Genomic DNA, 827 nt, shown 5'->3' with positions numbered 1-827 from the left:
AGTTCCAACTTTCTTTTGGGGTTCATCTTCAAACACATCAAAGCCAACTCTTCCACAAAAAAAGAAAGTGCCGCCTGTTACCCCACTTCTTGATGTACTCAAACAACAACTTGAACAAACAAAAAAGATCCATAATTCTATAACGGGAAGCCGAAAAATCGATGCTAAAAAACTCGAAACGACACAAACAGATCGCAGCAGTTTTTTTCTTAAAAATCCGGAGACTATCTACAATAAAGACATCCGTTCAGCTATATCTCAGTCACTTGAAGATATCTTAAAAGAAGAAGAGATTCCTACCTCTATTCGTGAGTCTCGCATTTCTATCGGTAAACGTATCCAATATGCAACCGCCATTGATAAAGTTGTAAGTTTACAAACTTTTCAAGAAACAGAAAATCGTTTTAACCAAATCTCAGAACTCGTAAAAAAAATAAATACAACAACCGACCTAAAAAGTATTGCTGAATTACAGGCGCACATAAAAGGCATGCTAGCCATGATCCAGAATGAAACAACTAAATTGCAAATGGTTGCATATTCACGCAATACAGAACGAGCACTTATTAGTCAACAAAAACAAAAACGTAATATGAAAATTCTTAACAGTGAAAATAAAGAGATGCCAATAATACGATTTATACGATGAAAACTTTATGGTAATTTGTTTGTATTATCAACTTTCTCTGTTTGTGTTTTGTTGCACTTCTTTTAGTAGTTGTATCTAATCTTATTGATTAAGTATATTTAGGAGATTACCAACGTAACCTACAACAGATCAATAAAACAATAACTTATACGTAAAAACCTAAATTAAACGTTTGGAA

At 33.1% G+C, this 827-nt stretch carries 1 protein-coding gene; it reads left to right on the top strand.

Features of this window, described 5'->3' with window-relative positions; all coding sequences use genetic code 11:
• Window positions 1-649 (top strand): TrbJ/VirB5 family protein (locus tag BN338_RS07615; protein ID WP_039760842.1); only part of this gene is annotated, 649 nt, incomplete at its 5' end.
• Between the last annotated feature and the right edge of the window lie 178 nt (window positions 650-827).

This window comes from Bartonella queenslandensis AUST/NH15 (assembly GCF_000312585.1).
GTDB lineage: Bacteria > Pseudomonadota > Alphaproteobacteria > Rhizobiales > Rhizobiaceae > Bartonella > Bartonella queenslandensis_A.
This window is presented reverse-complemented; position numbering and strand designations above follow the sequence as displayed.